Source organism: Pseudomonas sp. YA1 (assembly GCF_058680555.1).
Genome location: NZ_JBZWBG010000026.1, coordinates 42,455 through 59,367, shown reverse-complemented (window position 1 = coordinate 59,367; position 16,913 = coordinate 42,455). Strand labels below are relative to the sequence as shown.

Sequence of the window (16,913 nt, the reverse complement as noted above, 5' to 3'; positions counted from 1 at the left end):
GTTTCAGGCGTCACCCCTTGCCGCCTCGGCCTCCGTTGCATTGCACGACAGTGGTCCATCCGCTGGAGCTGTAGGTGTGCTCCACCGAGTCGATCAGGAACTCGCCGTCGATTCCCGCCTTGAAGCCTTGGAGCAGCAGTCTGCGCTCGGCGAACAGGTCGCCACGCCCTGGCAGTTCCAGGCGCACACTGGCGCTGGAGCGGCTGAAGCTCGCCAGGCGAGACTTCGCCGCCTGCTCGGCTTCTCCACGGCTGGCATAGAGGTGCCGGTCGACATGCTCGCCCATAGCCGTAGCCGGTGCCTTCGGGTTCTTCAGCTCGACGCTCTTGACCTCGCCGCTGCCGGGCAATTGGTAGCGGGTCTTCACCGTTCTCATCAGGCTGCGGTCGTCGAAGGTAACGTCGAAGCTGCCGACGTCAGCACGTCCCAACACCAAAGGTTCGATCCGACGCCCCGTGGCGCTCTGCCCGCTCTGTCGCGGCAGCACCATGAGCATGCCCTCGGCCAGCTTGGCGGTGCAGTCGTACTGGCGCGCCAGACGGGTGACGAAGTGGTAGTCGGACTCGTTGACCTGGTCGACCCGGGCGATCGCCACCTGCAACGGACACTCCACGCGCCAGCCGTTGCGTGCGCCAACATCGCGGCAGACCTGAGCCAGGGTAGTGCCCTCCCAACCGCCGCTGCGTATCGTCTTGCCACTGCCGCGCATGTCGCCGGCCTTGGCAGTGACGGTCAGGCAGTCCGGCGGACCAGCCCACTGCAAGGTGTCCACGGTAAAGCGTCCCATGCGCATCAGTGGCTCGCCGGCATAGCCGAGATGAACCTCCAGCACCGCACCGCGCCTGGGTAAGGCCACCTGTCCATCGCGATCGTCGATCTTCAAGGTCAGGCTGTCGGACTCCATGCCCGGCTTGTCCAGCAAGGTCAGCTTGAGCAGGCGGTCATTCAGCTGCTGGGTGACGTCGGTGCCGTCGGCAACGATACGGAAACTCGGTTGCACCTGATCTCTCCAGAAAAGAAAAACCCCGCCAAGGCGGGGTTGCGGGTGAGCGGTCGATCAATCCCACAGGCGCACCTGTTCGACATTGACCACCGGCATGTCAGGGAAACTGATCAGCAAGCCGGCGCGGAATGGCTGCTGCTCATCGGCCAGCCCGGGATTGGCGTCGAGGGTCGCCTCGACGCAGCCCAACAGATGGCCATAGACGTGGTAGCAGAGGCTGTCCAGCATGTCGCCGTCAGCGGTTCGGCAGGTCGTCGCCATAGCGCTTGAACTCCAGGTCGAAGGTTTGTTTGCGGGGAGCGCCGTTGCCCAGCAGGGCGCTCTGGTTCTCGCTGATCCGCACCAGACACCAGAGGCCCATCTGCACCTCGCCGTAGCCGCTGCTCAGGATCAGCGGCTCACGCCGCTCCGCCAACCGGCGCAGCGCTTCGAGCTGCTCCAGACCGACGACCTTTTCCTGGTTGCCTACCTGTCGACGCAGCGGGAATACCGCCCCCTTGAGCAGGATGCTCTCCTCGCCCATGCCGACGCTCTGCAGCGCCGGCCGCCGACCCAGGCGCACCTGCCCGCTCCAGTTGTAGGCACTGTTGCGCTGCAGGGCGTCGAAGGCGGCAGTATTCAGGTTGAAGTAGAACGGTTGGGCATTGGCGGTCAGCGGCTGCAGTACCAGCAGGTGCGGCAAGGGCGCTGCGGCCTCGCTCGGGGGCGTCGCCGAGGGTGCCAGCAGCCACGACGGCAGCACCCCCGCCAGCGTCGGACTGATGTCGCCAGCGACCTTGCCGACCGCCTGCGCGGCACTGTTCACCTGCACCTTCAGCGCATCCAGGCGTTCGTCGATACCAAGCAACGCCCGGCTCGCCCGGTCATAGGTGGAGACCACGCGGTTCACCTTGCCCTGCGCCTGGCCGATGCCGCGCATGGCACGCTGCAGCCGGGCAGCCATTTCCGGCGATACGCCGGGCAGGTTCTCCAGCTCCGCGGCTGCGCCGCGGATCTCGCTGATCGCACCGTTCACCGGAGCGACCACCTTGTCCAGACTCTTGCGTCCGGACTCGCCGGCGCGACCCAGGTACCTCAGGCCGGCCTGCAATTGTTCCAGATATGCCATGGGACTCCTTAGACCATCGCCGGGTCGTAGAGGCTGCGCCGCTGCCGCTCGTCGGCGAAGTCGACAAGCATGCGTTGCAGGTAGGGCAGCAACTCGTCGGCCAGGCGCTGCGGCTCGTGTACGTTGCCTTGCACCGTCAGGTTGATCTGCGGCGCGAAGGTCCAGTTGGGCGCAGCCGCGACGGGCTCGGCCTGTGGCGCGGGCACCGCCGGCTTGTTGTCCGAGGCCGCCGGCGGATCGCCAGCCAGACTGCGTCCCAGACGCCCCCCCAGTTCGCTACCGCCCCAGGCGCCGATAGCGCCGCCAACCAATCCACCGATCAGCGTACCGACCACCGGCACCACCGAGCCGATGCTCGCTCCCAGAGCGGCGCCAGCCAGGGAACCAGCCAGGGAGCCACCGGCCTCGCCATAGGCGATGGTCTTTTCGCTCTCCGACAGGTCGCTGGAGTAAACCTCAGCAACATCGATCAACGACGAGGCCACTTGCAGCGGCGCGTTGCGTATGGGCAAACGCGACAGGCGCGGCAGCTTTCCTGCCATCGCCCCCAAGCCTCCTCCAGCCGAGAAGCCAAGGGATGGAAGGGAGCGGGCCTTCAGCCCACCGCCCTTGCCTCTCTTCCTGCGTGGTGTTTGACCGCGCTTTCGTTGTGCTGGCCTCCTCGCGGACTCCAGCGTAGAGTCGCCTCCCGGCACCGGCCAGTTGGTAACGAACACGCGCTGTATTTCGCTACCACCCGATACCCGGCCTGCACCCCGTTCGATCAGGTCGCCGACGGCAGCGCTCCCTCGCCGACCGAGCCGACCGCCACGCAGCACGTCGATAGCGCCGCGCCCTCCCTTGTAGGCGAGATACCCGGATAACACCGCACCTGCGGCGGCGGTAAGACCGGCCGTCGTCCGCGGATAGGCTTCGAGCAGTTCCGCAGTCGACTCGCCGAGTACCGCGCTCCCCTTGGCCAGGTTGTCCAGATATGGATTCAGGGCGCTGCCCAAAGCGGTCTGCGCCCTCTCCCAACTGTCGCTGGAAGCCTTCCACAGCTCCTGGGACATCCCCTTGCGACGCTGCGCATCGCGCTCCGAAGAGCCTACGGAAGACTGCTGGGATTCGAGCAAGCCCTGGAACTCGCCGCGCGACGCTCGATAGGCTTCAAGCGCCGGCGACGCCGCACCGGCGCTGAGCTTGCCGCCCTTATCCCGATAGCGCGCAGCCAGCTCCAGGTTGGCCTCCAGCAGACTCGCTCCGTCCTTGCGCAGCGCTTCCAGGTCCCGGTCGTAGTCCTGGCCATAAGCGCGTTTCAAGCTGCCGCTGCTGACGAACTCCAGCCAGGCCTTCATCCGCACGTCCGCTTTGTCTGGCGTGGTGTTCTTTGCCTGAATCTCCAGCAAGGCCCCCAGTGCACCGACATCGCCGGCCGTGGCCTCTCCCGCATTGCCCAGCGCTGACAACAAGGCAGGCAGGCGACGCGCCAGGGCCTCACTGCCGACTCTGCCTTTACCCAGGACGACCAGGCGGTCGAGGGAGGCGGACAATTGCTCTGGCGAGTCCGAACCCTGGGCCAGTTGCAACGCTCGAACCAGCCCCGCAGCCTCGGCTGAAGCAATCCCTTGGCCAAAGCCGAAGCGGCCCGCCAGTCCCAGATTCATTTGCGCGGCGGCGAACCCCATGCCGGTGGCGTTCAAGTGCTCCAGCATGTCCAGCGTCGCCGTGCGTCCCAGGCCGCTCTGGCTGGCACGGTCCTGGATCAGGGATGCCAAGGCTGGCTCCCGGCCGACGTCCAGGCCGTTGCGGATCGCCAGGTCGCGCAACCGCGCTTGATAACCGGCAGCCGTCTTGCTGGCTTCCACGACCAGTCCGGAAAATGCGCTAGCCAATGGCATTGCCTGGCTGGCCTGCTCCAGCCGTTGCAGGCCGCGGACCTGCATATCCAGGCCACGCTGCATCTCGCCCAGTCGAGCGTAGGCATCGCCCGCGGCCCTGGCCTCGATGCCGAGTCGCTTCAGTTGCTCCTGGCGTTCGCCAAGCTGCCGGGCATGCTCAGCAACGCCGCGGTCCCCGACCTTGCGCATATCGGCGAGTTCTCGCTCCAGGCGTATGGCGTCTCCCAGCACATCCCTCAGGCTGGACGCCTGGCGGGAACGTTCCTGGAGACTGTCGAGCCGTGCCTTGACGGTCTCGAATGCCTTGCCCAAGGAGGGGTCGGCGATGCCGCCGATGGAGACCACCAGGTCCATGTCTTTACTCATGACGGTTCGTCTCGTCTGTTATCGATGTCCGCCACCGCGGACCTACTGAAGTAGCGCGGGCGCCGCTCGCCTGGCGGACGGCGCCGTCGCTCACTCCTCGCCCTCGGCGAGCCACCAGAGCAGGTCGCCCAGGGTCATGCGCTCCAGTTCGCTGGCCTGGAAGCCCAGCTCAATGGCCAGGCGCCTCGCCAGTTGACGCATACGCGAAGGTGTCGTCCGTGTCGTCTTGCACCAGGCGAAAGTAGGCGCCTTGCAGCCGCTGGTAGTCGCTCAGCTTCAGCCCCTCCAGGTCCTGGCGGCTGACCTGCGCCAGCGAGGCGAACAGTTGCAGTTCGCGCTCCTCGGCATCGTCGCCGGCCACCTTGCCGGCCAGGCGGATATCACGCACGGTGGGTGCACGCAGGGTCAGCGTGTCGACGCTGACCCCGTTGCACTGTGCCGGACGCGAGAGACGAACGAGGGCGGCGTCGGCATCCAGCGTCAGCCAGCCCGGCAGTCGATTCTCTTGGGTCATGTCCGGAGCTCCTCTTACAGGCCGAGGTCGTTGCGCATGCCGGCCAACTGGTCGACACCGTTGATCGCGCGGACACCGTTGACCGGATCGATCTCGTAGACCTCGCGGCCATCGACTTCCAGCTTGTAGTAGCTGACCGCAACGGCGTACTTGAACTCGGCTTTCTCGCCGGCCTTCCAGTCGCCCGGGTCGACCTCCTTGAGCAGGCCGCGCAGGGTAGCCACCACTGGCACGCTGGCGCCCTTCTGGCCCTTGAAGGAGCCACGGAACACGCCATTGAAAGCGCTCTGGTCGGCCAGGCCGAAGAAATTCAGCGCTTCTCGGCGGGCACCGTTGGTGGAGAATTTGGCCTCCATCGCCTCCAGGCCCATGTCGATGGATACCGGTGCATCCATGCCGCCGGCACGGTATTGCTCGGTCTTCACAGCCAGCTTGGGCAGGGTCAGGGATGGCACGTCACCGGCGAAGCTCACGCCGTCGATGAACAGGTTGGTATTGGTCAGGGTTTGCGGAATCATCACGGGCGCTCCTTAGGCGACATCCAGAACTTCGGTGAGCCACTGATCGGTCACCTCGACACGGAAATTGGGGTTCTCGGCAGGCGGCACATCGGTGAAGCGGATGTTCCAGTACACCTTGCCCTGGGCCAGCTGGCTGGCGCTGTTCAGGTCCGGGTCGGCATAGACTTCGAAGTTGATCACCGCGCCCTGGTTCTTCAGATCGCGCATGAAGGCGCGCAGGCCCTCGGTGACATCCTTCACGTAGGTCTTGGTGATGCCGCGGTCCACCGCCCACTTGTGCCCGGCGAGGATCGCATCCATCACCAGGTCCATGGTCCGAACGCGGGTGACGAAAGCCCACTTGCTGTCGCTGGACAAGGTGCGATTGCCCCACAGGCGATAGCCATCGTCGCGAATGATCGTGGCGATATTGGCGTTGTTGAGCAGGTTGGCGCGACAGGTCTCATCGCCGTCGAGGAACTCCACCGGACGGCTGGTGCCGGTGATGCCCTTGATCTCCTTGTTCGACGGCGAGGACCAGAAGCCGTACTCGGCGTCGGTCCAGGCGAACAGGCCGGCGGCGTAGGCCGAAGCCGGGGCGTTGCGTGCGGCATTGGTGGCGCTGTCCCAAACCTGCACGCCCGGGTCGACCATGAACAGGCGCTTGCTGCCGAAGTTCTTGGCGTAGGCGACGGCCGCCTCGTCGGTGCTATTGGGACCATCGAGAATGGCGATGGCCCGCAGTTTCTCGGCCAGCCCGTCCATGGCGGTGGCCACCGCTTGCTGGGCCGAATGACCCGGCGCAACTAGTAGACGCGGCTGAGCATTGAAGCGGCTCTTGCCGTCTAGCAGAGCCTGAAGTCCGGTGCGCTCGCCGGCGGCGCTGACACCACCTATGACGGCGCTGGCCTGGGCCTCGGGAGTCTCCGCGGCTTCCACGCCCACCGCCACGATCACGGCCTGGGCACGATTGTAGATGGCCTCGCAGGCCAGGTAGATCGACGAGCCGATGCCGAACGCCGCGGCGGCGTCCTTCTTGCTGGTGAGCAGCACCGGAACGTTGGGCTTGGCGCTTGCCTGCGCCCCCGGCGTGAACACATCGCAGAGGCCGATGACGGAACTGGCCGGCAGCGCGATGGTGCGCGCACCGATATCGACGTTGGTTACCGTAACGCCGTGGAAGAAACTCATAGGTAGATCTCCATTAATGAAAAACCCCACACGAGGCGGGGTTCAGGGGGTGATGAGCGATTGGAGCCAGGCAGGCGGCTCGGGCCTTGCGTTCAGGTCGGGAAACTCCGCGGCAATAGGCCAGTCGCGAAGAACGGCGCGATAGAGAGTTAGCTCACGAAGCTGCTCCTGGCTCAGAGTCGTAGTTTTTCCCAGGTCCTGCTCGTCACGATGCCGAGCGAGAGGCCCGTCGGTGAGCTGTAACTGCCGGTCGCGCCAGATGCGTTCCCGTTGGACGAGAATGTCCTTGGCCGGAGCCGGCGGATCGACGCAGATAGGGCGACCGGTGTGGTCCGTGACAATTCGTTTCCCTTCGCTCTGCGCACGAAGAAGAGCCTGGTACTCGGCGTCTTCGAGAGGATGCATTTCATCCTCCAGAGGCATGCGGGACCCATGAATTTCCTTCGAATAAAAGCCGCCCGTGGCGGCATGGAAAAAAATCATTTTCACCTCAATAGCCGATGGCCATCACTCTGATGCCATAGTTTTGAGCCAGTCCGTAGTACTCGGAGGAAACGATCACACATCCCGTGTTGCTGACGCTGACATCGGCGACCGTAACGGTCGACGCGGACGTCGCTGGTCGCCCCACCTCCTTGACAGTCGGTACGACATGCAGACAGGCGCTAGGGAACGCGATCGGGAACGTCAAGGTACGATCGATTATTCCACCGGGATGATCTCCTACGTTCACCTGCATCCACTGGACGATCAGACCGGTATCGTTGTCCTTCCACCAACCATTGAGCGCCCGGCTCGCCGTGGCCGGCACTCCGGCACCAATGTTGTTGCGTGCTCCGGCCGCTGTATTGGCGCCAAGGCCACCACGAGCGAGAGGCAAGATGCCGGAGGTGATCTGGCTGGTATCGTGGTTATGCCCTGAGGGCGGGAAAGTTGCCGGCTTACCCGGCAAAGCCGCCCAGGTAAATCCCACCTTTGGCAGGTAGCTGGCCGGATCGAAGTTTCCATCGTCCCAGTTCTGCCGCCACGGACGCCAAGAGCCCGCATAGCAGCAGCGCGAATATGTGCTTCCGTTGAGTGTTACGTAGGTCTGATAGATATGGTCTGCATGTGCGCGGTAGACAATCAGCAAACCGGCCAGCCCCACGGGATAGTTAGCTCCACCCGCCGCCCATTCCGATGTCGATTGCAACCACCATCCGGAATTGACGAAGCTGTTTATATTGACGCCATTTCCAATGGTCCCGTCAGTCGTCTTCGTGAAGGAACCTCCAATGTCGCAGCGCTGCCAGGGCAACCACTCCCGGATGCTAGGGTTGGCCGCGTAGGACACCCGTACATACATCTCGGATGTAGCGTTGTAGCTCGTTGCAATCTGCGAAGCATTGCCGTTCTGATCCGGATAGAACATCGACTGGATGTAGAAGTATCGTCCGGCAACAGGTCCGTTCGCATGATTGGTCAGCATCAACGGCACGGTCGCGGTGTTCGGATCGCTACTGTTCGAGACAGCAGTAGCCAACCCGCGCGCGAATACCGGCAAACGCTGCTCGGCCAGCACCCCGCTGACCAGCTTCGACGCATCCAGCCCGGGAATGTCCGTCGCCGCCAGCGCCATTCCAGCAGTCACCCTTCCCTTCGTATCCACGGTCACCTTCGGATAGCTGCCCGCCGCCACACCGGTAGCGGAAAGACTCAGCGGCGCAGAAACATTGGCACTGCCGTCGAAGGTCACCGACCAGGAGGCATCGCCACTGGCTGCCAGGCTGCGCGGTGCGGCCAGCCTGCTGGATGACACGGCGTTGCCATCGACTCGCAGCGCATCGGTGATGCCATAGCCGGCTAGGGTGGTGGCCTTGTTCGCTTTCTGCGCCAGTTTTCCGTCGGTATCGGCCTTGGTATAGGCATCTCCGATCGCATAGCCGGCCAGGGTGGTCGGATTGCTGCCCTGGGTGACCACCCCGTTGGCGTTCACCGTGACCGAGCGATAGCTGCCCGCCGTCACGCCGGAAGGCGCCAGGCCAATGCTGCGGTCGGCAGAAAGATCGCCCCCACCGACCAGGCCATTGCCAGCCAGGATCTTGCGGCCCTTGAAATCGGCAGCGACCTTTTCCTTCACCCAGTCCTGAGTGGCGTAGATGATGCCGTTGTCGATCAGCAGCTGGACATTCTCCAGCCCGGAGAGTGCGATGTTCACCCGAATGGTCTGGGTCCGCGCACTGCCACTTTCCATTGCTGCCTTGTAGCTGGGCGGGCAGTTGGATACCGCGACGAACTTGCCGTCGACATCCTGCAGGCCGATCTCGCGGATCCAGAAGCCACCTACCTCAACTGGCAGCACCACCTCGGCAACCAAGGTATTGGCGTTCTTGTCGGAAACGAACAGCCGATTCAGCTGGGCCCGATGGCGTTGGTTGATCAGGCTCTTCTGCGCCGCCGAAGGCAATGGATCCGGCGTGTCGCCTGGCGCACCGCCAGCATCGCCGATCAGCATATGAGTCGGCTGCCATTTCTTGCCTGCTGCGCTGGCCGCAGCCAGCGCAGCGGCACCTATGTCGGTGAGCAGGCCACCGTATTTCGGAGTATTGGTCGTCATGTCACTGTTTCCAGGGGAAGATTTCCAGGGTGTCGCCGTCGGTCACGGCCAGTCCGTGACGGGACCGGATTACCGGGGTGATGCGCAGGTCCAGGCGGGTCAGGTGTCGACTCACCGGGCGGACGTCATCGAGCAAGCGCTCCAGCTCCAGTGCGGTGCCTTCGTCGATGCCACGGTCACTGACGTCCACGGTGATCTCGAAGGTCCCCGGCACGCCGGTCGGGCTTCGCTGCCACCATTCGGTGACCTCGCTCAGCGCACCGATCGGCTCGACCACTTGGCGCAACGCGGTCAGCGTGCCTTTGCGCTGGTGCAGGACGAAGGACGTCGCTACCGCATTGCGCTTGGCCTCGTCGCTCCAGTCCGGGTCCCAGCGGTCCACCGAGCGCGTCCAGGCCAGGTAGGGCAACAAGGCCGCCTCACAGCGTGCCGGATCGTGAAGCTCACGAAGCGGCACCGGCAGTTCGGCAGGCAATACATCACCCAGAGAGCGTTCCAGAGAACTCCTGTTTGGCGGCAGCAGTCGGCTACTCATCGACGCCTCCCAAGGTGATCGCGTACCCCGTGCAATAGGCCGCCTGGGTTTCATCCAGGACCACGTCGGCCGCAGGCTCCTGCAGTTCGACGCGCTGCACGCCTTCGACATGCAGGGTGGCGAACAGGGCCGAACGCCGGATGTCGCGGCCCAGGCGGCGCTGGGCGGAAATGTAGTCGCGCAGCGAAGCCTCGGCGGCGGCACGGATCAGTTCGGCCTCGGGACCGGGAAACAGGTAGAGCTGCGCCTTGACCTGATAGGGAACGATGCCTGCCGAGCGCACCGTTACCCGATCCGCGACAGGACGCACGTCCTCCGCGTTCAGCGCCAGGCGCACTGCCTGCAACACCGCTTCCGGTGCCTGCCCGTTGCCTTCCACCCCGAGCACGCTGATCAGCACTTCGCAGGGCGCCGGACTGGTCGCAGAGGCATCCGCCACCCTTCCATCCGCGCCCAGCGCATGGGCTATATAGGCGTTCCGCGGTCCTGCGACGGATAGCTGCTCGAACGCGAGCTGGATGCGATTGCGCAGCGACTTGTCGCTCTCGTATTGCGCCTCCACCGGCGGTACCGCCTCGGGCTGAGCGGGCCTGATCAGCAAACGCTGCACATTGAAGCCGGCACCGATCTGGTCGAGATCGGCACCGCTGGCGTATGCCAGCATCACCGCCCGCGCCGCATCGTTGATCCGCGCCCGCAGCAGCAGTTCTCGATAGGCCGCCAGTTGCAGAAGCTTGAGAACCGGATCGGACTCCACCTCCGCTGTCCATTCGCCAGCCATGGCTTCGCGGAAGTCGCCCAACAGCTCTTGGTAAATCGTCTCGAAATCGAGGTTTTCGATAACCTCTGGCTCCGGCAACTGGGAAAGATCGATGATCACGCCGAGACCTCCATATTGATGTTCTCGCCCTCGAACACGCCGCTCAGGAGCAGATCCACGCGGCCATCGACGACCGCGACGACTCGCACGGCAGACAATCCGATGCGCGGTTCCCAGCGCCCCAGGGAACGGGCTACCTCGGCCTGCACGGCGCTTTTCCAGCCTTCGCTCACCGGCATGTCGACCATCCGCCGCAGCTTGCTGCCGTACTCGGGGCGCATGCGCCTGCTGCCCAACGGGGTGGTCAGGATGTCCTCGACGGACTGTTTAAGATGAGCCAGGCCGGACAGGGGTAGCCCGCTACGGCGATCCATCCCGATCATCGCCCTGCCCTCCCGCTCCGGCAGAGACAGGCCGCGCCTGGCTCCGAATGGCTGTGAGTGTTGCCCATGGCGAACTCCGCAAACGAAAAGGCCCGCTCGCGCGGGCCGGTTGAATGTTCGACGGACCGCCCTTCGGCAGCCCCGTCGTATGTTCAATGGGTGTGGTGGTTGCTGTTGCCGGCGGTGTCGATGATCGAGCCGCCGCCGAGGATGTCTCCGCTGACCGTCAGTGTCCCGGCGATCTCCACCGGTCCTTCCAGGCTGATCTTCGGCGCCTTGAGACTGACCGCCCCGTCGCTGACCCGCACCTCGCTGGCGCCGACCCTCACTTCCACGGTGCCGCTGGGCATCTCGACGCGGTAGCGATGCGCAGCCCAGTCGTAACTCAACGAGGCGCCGTCGTCGAAACGCCAGGTCTCACTGCTGGCGCTGTTGTCCGGCGCCGTGCCCGCATCGCCGTACAGACCGGGAATAAAGGTACCCATTGACACTCCGCCCGACGGACTGAGCAGTACCCCCTGTTCGCCTATGCTCGGCGCACGCCAGTGGCGAACCTTGCCGGCTGCCAGGGAGTGCCAGCGCAGCCAGCCGCTGGTCCAGTCGCCGGAGCGCACCCGTACCCGCGCCGCTGCCAGGTCCACGGCGACCACCACGCAGGGCAGGATCATCGCGGCGAGCATGCGGTCATGCTCCGCACTGACATAGCTCATGCCAACGCCTCCGGAGCAAAGTAGTCCGGCTCATGGCCGGGGCCGGTCTGCGGGTCGAAGCCCAGCATCAGGCTGCCCGGCGGCTGGTCCTCCCAGGCCCACTCCGGGTCTCCGAGACGCAGCGACTGCGTCCACTCGACCAGCCAGACACGCAGGCTCTTCAGCTCCTCGCGACTGCCGTCGACGGCCGAGCGTACGAAGCGCGCCGGTTCCAGAGACAGGTTCCAGGTCTGCTCGCGCAATGTCCGAACGATTCCGCAAGCAATGGATACCGCCTGGCGATCGGCACCAGGCGGCACCATTATCCGCGCCTGCAGGCGGCACAGCAGGGCGCTCTCGCCGGTACCGGGATCGCGCTCGGGCAGCAGCTCGGCCATTTCCAGGGAAACCGCCGGGGTATTTTCCGGCACGCCTGGCCAGAAGCCGATCAACTGCACCTCCGGCAGACGCTCACGCAGTACCTGCTCGATGGCCGCGTACAGAGCCTCGAGCGTGACAGCCTGTTCAGGCATGGTTGACTCCTTCGATCAGTTTCAATGCGGGCCACGGTCGCCCGACTGTTCCTCGGGCAGCTCGCAAACCCCCAGGCGCCGGGCGGCCCAGCGTTCGTAGAGGCCGACGGCGATCTCCGCGCCGGCCGCGGCGGTCAGGCTGCCCAGCGCCGCGGCGAACAGCAGCGCGGCGCCGCAAGCCAACGCCAACAGCATCACCGCCACGCCGCAGACGATCGACGCGCCGGAGCGCAGCGCCAGGCGCCGCAACAAGGCCCAGCCGCCGAGACCGGCCTTGTCGGCACGCCACATCTCGCCGCTGACGCCGCCCAGCGCGGCGAGCAGGATCAGTACCCAGAGCGGCATTTCCGTCAGTGTCTGCGGTTCGTTGCCCATGAGTCCCTCCTTGGCAGGCAGCGCCGGGCACGTCCGCACGAACGTTTTCCCGGGCAATAAAAAACCCGGCGCCAGGGCCGGGTTCCGGTGCTTCACGAGTGCCTCCCTGGGGACGCACCTTTACAAGAATGACTACTTTTTACCGCCCGATTCCCAGCCCGGCAATGCCTTCTCGACAATCCACTGCAATAGGAGGGAGACGCACCACGATATGAGGGTGATATACCGCCCTGGGAACCTTCGCCAGGCATCCGGGCAAGCGCGTACCCACTTCCGATATGGAAAAGCCCGGCATCGACTGACGAAAAGGATGGATCCGCCAGCCCGACCCCGCCTCTACCGTGCAGGGTCCGCTGCTGTGCATGGGGCTCGCCGCCTCCATGGGCGACAGGCATAAAAAAACCGGCCCGAAGGCCGGTTGGAAAATTCCAGGGGGGACCAGGATCCGGTCCAGGAACTCAGGCCGCCCGCCGCAACAGGCCGTCCTGGATACCCTGGTGCGCCACATGCAGGCGCAGATAGAAGGTGTTGCGGCTGCAACCGCAGTGGCGGTACTTCTGCTCGGGGAAGCTGTCGCGATTGAGATAGTGCTCCACCACCACGGTCTTCAGTTCCTCGGGTAGGCGATTTACCAGGCGATCGACCTCCGCCACACGGTCGAGGATCACCCGGCTGCCACGGTGGCCGCGGACCACCTCGCCCTTGCTGGCGATCAGCATGGCGATCAGGTTGCCGCCGGCGTAGCCGCCTCCGTTGCTGCCTGGCGCGTGCATTTCCTCGGCCCAGAGCTTGAGCATTTCATCGATGGCTTTGATCACGGTCGTGTCTCCTTTCACTGCCCGCGAGGGCTCGGCATGAGGTCGGTTCAACGGCGCTCGTGGCGGTCCTGGCAGTCGATGCAGCGACTGCAACCCGGTGCCGCCCGGCGGCGCGCCTGGGGAATGGGCTCGCCGCAGTCCTCGCAGTCTTCCGCGGACTCGCGGATGGCCAGCGCCGGGCGCGCCGCCAGGAGGCCGTCGAGGCGAGCCAGGACCAGTTCGTTGGCGTGATCGGCAAGGTCAGCCATGGAAAGCCTCCCTGGCGTGCCCGACGCCCGACGGCCGAATGGATGGAACATGACAGATGCGCGGCGCCGGTTCGGCGACCTGCGTTCCTCTGCGCGGAAATGGCGAGTGCGTATCTCGCGACATGGCAATGACTCCCTGTACGACGCCGCCGTACCTGAAGCAGGTCGGCGACAGAATGAATGAGCGGGATGGAGCGTCTGCATGGACGGCGCTCCGGCCCTCCAGGTGCCGGAGCGCTTTCCCATGGCCCCGGCACCCAAGCAGTCGGCACCTGCATCGTCGGTCGCCGACAACCGGGTGCGTCCCTGCACCCATGTGAAATCTCTGAAAGGCGGGTGGGAAGTTGTGGAACTCACCCCTTCCGCTTTCTGACGGAAGAGAAATTACAACTAAAGCTATTTATCGTCAACACCTAGGCTCTTTACAGAAAATTCATCGGCCTGTAGATTGCCGAGCATGGACAAGAGCACCCAGATCCCGCCCGACAGCTTCGCCGCTCGCCTCAAGCAGGCCATGGCGATGCGCAACCTGAAGCAGGAAACCCTCGCCGAAGCGGCTGGGGTTTCGCAGAACACCATTCACAAGCTGACCTCGGGCAAGGCCCAGAGCACCCGCAAGCTGATCGAGATCGCGGCGGCCCTGGGCGTCTCGCCGGTCTGGCTGCAGACCGGCGAAGGCGCTCCAGCCGCGCGCAGTGCCGTGTCCGTGGCCGATGGCAGCCCATTGGTGCTGGAACCGCTGCATCCGTGGGACAGCGACACACCGCTGGACGAAGACGAAGTGGAACTGCCGCTGTACAAGGAAGTGGAGATGTCCGCCGGCGCCGGACGCACTGCGGTACGCGAGATAGAGGGGCGCAAGCTGCGTTTTTCCTATGCCACGCTGCGAGCCTCGGGCGTCGATCCGTCGGCGGCGATCTGCGCCCAACTCACCGGCAACAGCATGGAACCGCTGATCATGGATGGCTCCACCATCGGCGTGGACACCGCCACCACCCATATCACCGATGGCGAGATCTACGCTCTCGAACATGACGGCATGCTGCGGGTGAAGTTCGTCTATCGCCTGCCCGGCGGCGGCATTCGGCTGCGCAGCTTCAACCGCGAGGAATACCCGGACGAGGAGTACTCGCCGGAGGACATGCGCAGCCGCCAGATCAGCATGATCGGCTGGGTCTTCTGGTGGTCCACCGTACGCCACCGGCGCGCCCCGTCCCTGGTGCGGTGAGCGCCTGGCGCTCGCCCGCACTACAACTCCAGCTATTGCACAGAAAAACAACCTGAGCTATATTTCCTTCAACGACGCGTAGCCGCAGGAGGGAATACCGTGCAGCCAACCATCGCCCCTACCACTCCAATTCCACGCCAGGAAACCGTGGAATTGGTCTACCGCATCTTCGGCGACGTCCTGGTGCCGCTGGAGCAGGTCCGCGAACGCTGGTTTCGCAACCTGAACAAGGAAAACTTCAGCAAGGCCCTGGCATGCGGGCGGATCGCCCTGCCAGTGACGACCCTCGACGATAGCCACAAGGCCATGCAGTTCGTGGCCCTCGATCACCTCGCCGCCTACGTCGACCAGCGCGCGAACCAAGCCGGAAGCGCCCGTCGAGCACAGCCAGGCGCGGACAGCATCGCATCCTGAGCGGCCCGCCGTTGCCAGCATCGTAGGGAGCGACACCATGCTCCGCCTGGCGGATATCGCGTCGCGATATTCGCCCTACGAAAGCGGTTCCGCGTAGGGCGAAGCCAATGCGAGGGTCCAGCCGGGCACAAAAAAGGCGGATGACGCAAACGCCATCCGCCTTTTTTTCTTCCGCCTCGCGCCGTCTTACTCGACGCTCTGCTCGGCCAGCGCCACGGCGCGGAACATCGCCCGGCGCTTGTTGATGGTTTCTTCCCACTCCAGCGCCGGCACCGAGTCGGCAACGATACCGCCGCCGGCCTGCACGTGGAGTTCACCGTTCTTGATCACCGCGGTGCGGATGGCAATGGCGGTGTCCATGTTGCCGTTCCATGCCAGGTAGCCGACCGCGCCGCCGTAGACTCCACGCTTGACCGGCTCCAGCTCGTCGATGATCTCCATGGCGCGGATCTTCGGCGCGCCGGACAGCGTACCCGCCGGCAGGATCGCCCGCAGCGCGTCCATCGCGCTGAGCCCCTCGCGCAATTGCCCGGTGACGTTGGACACGATGTGCATGACGTTGGAGTAACGTTCGATCACCATTTTTTCGGTGACCTTCACCGCGCCGATGTCGGACACTCGACCCACGTCGTTGCGCCCCAGGTCGATCAGCATCAGGTGCTCGGCGATCTCCTTGGCGTCCGATAGCAGATCCTGCTCCAGCGCCAGGTCGGCCTCTTCGTTGATCCCGCGCGGACGGGTGCCGGCGATCGGGCGCACCGTGACCAGGCCGTCCTCGACCCGTACCAGCACCTCCGGAGAGCTGCCCACGACATGGAAGTCGCCGAAGTTGAAGAAGTACATGTAGGGCGTCGGATTGAAACAGCGCAGCGCGCGGTACAGGTCGATGGGCGCCGCCTTGAATTCGATGGACATGCGCTGCGACGGCACCACCTGCATGCAGTCGCCGGCCAGGATGTAGTCCTTGATCCTTCCTACCGCGTTTTCATAGTCCTCGCGGGTGAAGCTGGCACGAAACGCCGGCTCCCGGCCCTGGGCCGCCTCGAGGTCGAGGCCGCGACGCGGGGTGATCGGCTGGCGCAGACGCTCCAGCAGCTCCTCCAGACGTGCCTGGCCGCGCTCGTAGGCATTTTCCTCAGAGGGATCGGCGAGGACGATGGCGTGGATCTTCCCGGCCAGGTTGTCGAATACCACTACGGCATCGGACACCATCAACAGGATATCCGGGTTGCCCAGCGGGTCCGGGTTCGGACAGGTGGCCAGGCGTTTTTCCACGTAGCGCACGCAGTCGTAACCGAAATAGCCGACCAGGCCTCCATCGAAACGTGGCAAGCCGGGCACGGTGGGCACCTGGTAGCGCGCCTTGAACTCCTCGACGAAAGCCAGCGGGTCGGCGCAATCGAAGCGCTCGGTTTCCATGCCATCGATGCTGATCCGCACTTGATGGTCGTAGACCCGCAGCACCGTGCGACACGGCAGACCGATGATCGAATAGCGCCCCCATTTCTCGCCGCCCTGCACCGACTCCAGCAGGTAGGAGTTCGGCGCGTCGGCCAGCTTCAGGTAGATCGACAGCGGCGTGTCGAAGTCGGCAAGGGTCTCGAAGGACAGCGGGATGCGGTTGTAGCCATCGGCGGCCAGCCGCAGGAATTCTTCGCGATTCATGATCAGCCTCATCGGAGGAGAGAACGGTCAACAGGGTGCAAACGCGC

At 64.7% G+C, this 16,913-nt stretch carries 20 protein-coding genes; 2 read left to right on the top strand and 18 right to left on the bottom strand.

Going from position 1 to position 16,913, the window contains the following annotated elements; translation table 11 throughout:
* Positions 1 to 10: 10 nt before the first annotated feature.
* The 17 genes from AC4OR5_RS28295 to AC4OR5_RS28215 all read right to left on the bottom strand — a co-directional run bounded on the left by AC4OR5_RS28295 (position 11) and on the right by AC4OR5_RS28215 (position 13,559).
* Positions 11 to 1,000, bottom strand: coding sequence for a phage late control D family protein (locus AC4OR5_RS28295; RefSeq protein ID WP_058160530.1), 990 nt, complete (start codon positions 998 to 1,000; stop codon positions 11 to 13).
* Positions 1,001 to 1,057: 57 nt separating this feature from the next.
* Entirely contained in the window at positions 1,058 to 1,264 is a 207-nt protein-coding gene (locus AC4OR5_RS28290) for a tail protein X (protein WP_003101635.1), read from the bottom strand.
* Positions 1,239 to 2,111 (bottom strand): phage tail protein, encoded by an 873-nt coding sequence (locus AC4OR5_RS28285; RefSeq protein ID WP_003085182.1) that lies wholly within the window; start codon positions 2,109 to 2,111, stop codon positions 1,239 to 1,241. The genes AC4OR5_RS28290 and AC4OR5_RS28285 overlap by 26 nt, the downstream gene beginning before the upstream one ends.
* An 8-nt stretch (positions 2,112 to 2,119) precedes the next feature.
* Positions 2,120 to 4,357 (bottom strand): hypothetical protein, encoded by a 2,238-nt coding sequence (locus AC4OR5_RS28280; protein WP_058160531.1) that lies wholly within the window; start codon positions 4,355 to 4,357, stop codon positions 2,120 to 2,122.
* Positions 4,358 to 4,526: 169 nt separating this feature from the next.
* A complete protein-coding gene (locus AC4OR5_RS28275; protein ID WP_003085178.1) occupies positions 4,527 to 4,871 on the bottom strand; it encodes a phage tail assembly protein in 345 nt (114 codons plus the stop codon).
* Between the two features lie 14 nt (positions 4,872 to 4,885).
* Positions 4,886 to 5,389 (bottom strand): phage major tail tube protein, encoded by a 504-nt coding sequence (locus tag AC4OR5_RS28270; RefSeq protein WP_003085175.1) that lies wholly within the window; start codon positions 5,387 to 5,389, stop codon positions 4,886 to 4,888.
* A 12-nt stretch (positions 5,390 to 5,401) separates the two neighbouring features.
* Positions 5,402 to 6,562: a phage tail sheath subtilisin-like domain-containing protein gene (locus AC4OR5_RS28265; RefSeq protein WP_003085173.1), complete on the bottom strand. Its 1,161-nt coding sequence runs from the start codon at positions 6,560 to 6,562 to the stop codon at positions 5,402 to 5,404.
* Positions 6,563 to 6,604: 42 nt separating this feature from the next.
* Positions 6,605 to 7,045 carry a hypothetical protein gene (locus AC4OR5_RS28260; RefSeq protein ID WP_016852415.1) on the bottom strand — a complete coding sequence of 147 codons (441 nt, stop codon included), beginning with the start codon at positions 7,043 to 7,045 and terminating at the stop codon, positions 6,605 to 6,607.
* A gap of 7 nt (positions 7,046 to 7,052) precedes the next feature.
* Positions 7,053 to 9,158 carry a phage tail-collar fiber domain-containing protein gene (locus AC4OR5_RS28255; RefSeq protein ID WP_034003590.1) on the bottom strand — a complete coding sequence of 702 codons (2,106 nt, stop codon included), beginning with the start codon at positions 9,156 to 9,158 and terminating at the stop codon, positions 7,053 to 7,055.
* 1 nt (position 9,159) lies between these two features.
* On the bottom strand, positions 9,160 to 9,693 hold the full coding sequence (locus AC4OR5_RS28250; protein WP_003129210.1) for a phage tail protein I: 534 nt from the start codon (positions 9,691 to 9,693) through the stop codon (positions 9,160 to 9,162).
* Positions 9,686 to 10,573 carry a baseplate assembly protein gene (locus tag AC4OR5_RS28245; RefSeq protein ID WP_003085151.1) on the bottom strand — a complete coding sequence of 296 codons (888 nt, stop codon included), beginning with the start codon at positions 10,571 to 10,573 and terminating at the stop codon, positions 9,686 to 9,688. The genes AC4OR5_RS28250 and AC4OR5_RS28245 overlap by 8 nt, the downstream gene beginning before the upstream one ends.
* A complete protein-coding gene (locus AC4OR5_RS28240; protein ID WP_003113199.1) occupies positions 10,570 to 10,896 on the bottom strand; it encodes a GPW/gp25 family protein in 327 nt (108 codons plus the stop codon). The genes AC4OR5_RS28245 and AC4OR5_RS28240 overlap by 4 nt, the downstream gene beginning before the upstream one ends.
* Before the next feature lie 152 nt (positions 10,897 to 11,048).
* Entirely contained in the window at positions 11,049 to 11,606 is a 558-nt protein-coding gene (locus AC4OR5_RS28235) for a phage baseplate assembly protein V (protein ID WP_033938809.1), read from the bottom strand.
* A complete protein-coding gene (locus AC4OR5_RS28230) occupies positions 11,603 to 12,118 on the bottom strand; it encodes a hypothetical protein (RefSeq protein ID WP_033998607.1) in 516 nt (171 codons plus the stop codon). Before AC4OR5_RS28230 ends, AC4OR5_RS28235 begins: the two co-directional genes overlap by 4 nt.
* Positions 12,119 to 12,139: 21 nt before the next feature.
* Positions 12,140 to 12,493: a phage holin family protein gene (locus AC4OR5_RS28225; protein ID WP_003085137.1), complete on the bottom strand. Its 354-nt coding sequence runs from the start codon at positions 12,491 to 12,493 to the stop codon at positions 12,140 to 12,142.
* A 458-nt stretch (positions 12,494 to 12,951) separates the two neighbouring features.
* Positions 12,952 to 13,311 carry a PA0613 family protein gene (locus AC4OR5_RS28220; RefSeq protein ID WP_003085135.1) on the bottom strand — a complete coding sequence of 120 codons (360 nt, stop codon included), beginning with the start codon at positions 13,309 to 13,311 and terminating at the stop codon, positions 12,952 to 12,954.
* 47 nt (positions 13,312 to 13,358) lie between these two features.
* On the bottom strand, positions 13,359 to 13,559 hold the full coding sequence (locus tag AC4OR5_RS28215) for a TraR/DksA C4-type zinc finger protein (RefSeq protein WP_003085132.1): 201 nt from the start codon (positions 13,557 to 13,559) through the stop codon (positions 13,359 to 13,361).
* A 457-nt stretch (positions 13,560 to 14,016) separates the two neighbouring features.
* Here AC4OR5_RS28215 and prtR point away from each other — a divergent pair, with 457 nt between their 5' ends.
* Both prtR and prtN read left to right on the top strand, forming a co-directional pair.
* The gene (gene prtR, locus AC4OR5_RS28210) at positions 14,017 to 14,787 is read left to right on the top strand and encodes a transcriptional regulator PrtR (protein ID WP_003109047.1); all 771 of its coding nucleotides are present in this window, start codon (positions 14,017 to 14,019) and stop codon (positions 14,785 to 14,787) included.
* A gap of 99 nt (positions 14,788 to 14,886) precedes the next feature.
* Entirely contained in the window at positions 14,887 to 15,201 is a 315-nt protein-coding gene (gene prtN, locus AC4OR5_RS28205) for a pyocin genes transcriptional regulator PrtN (RefSeq protein ID WP_003085128.1), read from the top strand.
* Positions 15,202 to 15,387: 186 nt separating this feature from the next.
* Here prtN and trpE read toward each other — a convergent pair whose 3' ends face one another.
* Positions 15,388 to 16,866 carry an anthranilate synthase component I gene (trpE, locus tag AC4OR5_RS28200; protein WP_003085126.1) on the bottom strand — a complete coding sequence of 493 codons (1,479 nt, stop codon included), beginning with the start codon at positions 16,864 to 16,866 and terminating at the stop codon, positions 15,388 to 15,390.
* Between the last annotated feature and the right edge of the window lie 47 nt (positions 16,867 to 16,913).